Source organism: Streptomyces sp. NPDC050388 (assembly GCF_040655635.1).
Lineage (GTDB): Bacteria > Actinomycetota > Actinomycetes > Streptomycetales > Streptomycetaceae > Streptomyces.
Genome location: NZ_JBFAKH010000273.1, coordinates 1 through 1,341, shown reverse-complemented (window position 1 = coordinate 1,341; position 1,341 = coordinate 1). Strand labels below are relative to the sequence as shown.

Genomic DNA, 1,341 nt, shown 5'->3' with positions numbered 1-1,341 from the left:
TCGTGGGGTCCGTGCGGCAGCGCAGGTGGCGGCGCCTGCGGCAACTGCCGGTCCAGTGCGAATCACGGCGCCTGGCCCAACGCGTCACAGGCGTGCTGGGACATCACCCGGCCCGACCTGTGCGGCGAGAACATTCCCAGACGCGGCTGCGGCTCCGTCATGAACGTCAGGCACCAGTGCTCCGGCGCCACGGTCTGCATCACGATCACCGACTGCGGACCGCGCACCAAGAGCTGGTGCGGCGAGGCCGCCTGCTGCAACGGCGCCTGCCGCACCAACCGGGTCCTGGACCTGACCCCGGCCGCCTTCTCGGCCATCGGCAGCCTCAGCTCCGGCAAGCTGCCGGTCTACATCTACGAGTGAGGAGGCGTTCAACGTGATGTACCGCCAGAACGACAACGGCGGCCTGGGCCGCCGGCGCTTCCTCACCACGGCCGCCCTCAGCGGCGCAACCATCGTCGGCGCGACCGCCCTCGGCGGGATCGACGCCGATGCGGCCTTCGCCTCCGAGCCATCGCTCGACCCGGCGATTTCCGCATCGTCCTTCGTGGAAGGCCGGATCACCGGCATCACCGGCAGTGTGCTTCAGGTCGCGGGATCCTACGGTGACCATTCCCGGGTCCAGATGACCCACGCCACCAGCGTGTGGAAGGTCCAGCCCACCACCGCCGCCGAGATCGAGGTCGGCGACGGGCTCTATGCGCGCGGTGTCCCGATGCCCGACGGTACCGTCGCCGCCGACGCGGTATGGGTGAACATCGTGAACATCGACACCCAGATCCGCGGCATCGCGAAGAGCCGACTGCACCTCTCCCACGGACGGCACGAGTTCATCGGCCACGTCCTCCCGGACACGACGAACGCCTCCTACGCGGGCCGTGCGCTCACCTCGGACCTGTCCCGGCTGCGTATCGGACAGAGCACCCAGGTACTCGGGGCCTGGCGGCCGTCCGACGATTCCGTGGACATCGTTCGTATCTCCGTCGGGCACTGACGTCCGGATCACAGGAGGGAGAAGGGTGGGACAAAGATGCTCTCACTGACAACGAGCCTCGTACCCCTGGTCCTTGCGGGCCTACTGGGGTGGACCGGCTCGGTCAAGCTCTTCAACCGCGACACCGTGCGCCAGGCACCCAAGACGGCGCTGGCCCGCATGTTGCGCAGCAGCGAGCGGGCGGCACTGGTGCTGCGTGCCGTCGGCGCCGGGGAACTCCTGCTCGCCATAGGACTGCTGGCCCTGCCGACAAGCCCGGTGCCGGGCACGGCCACCGCCGCCCTCGGGGCCGGATTCCTCGGTTATCTCGGTTACGGCCGGGCGCTGGCACCGGAGTCCTCTTGCGG

Annotated in this window: 3 protein-coding genes; all 3 read left to right on the top strand. The window is 69.3% G+C overall.

The genetic code is table 11. The annotated features are described in order from the left end of the window. Positions 1-363 (top strand): RlpA-like double-psi beta-barrel domain-containing protein (locus AB0I73_RS41340; RefSeq protein WP_363045524.1); only part of this gene is annotated, 363 nt, incomplete at its 5' end. A gap of 16 nt (positions 364-379) precedes the next feature. Beyond that, positions 380-994 (top strand): cell wall protein, encoded by a 615-nt coding sequence (locus tag AB0I73_RS41335; RefSeq protein ID WP_363045523.1) that lies wholly within the window; start codon positions 380-382, stop codon positions 992-994. Between the two features lie 36 nt (positions 995-1,030). Next, on the top strand, positions 1,031-1,341 hold a 311-nt coding region (locus AB0I73_RS41330), incomplete at its 3' end, for a MauE/DoxX family redox-associated membrane protein (RefSeq protein WP_363045522.1).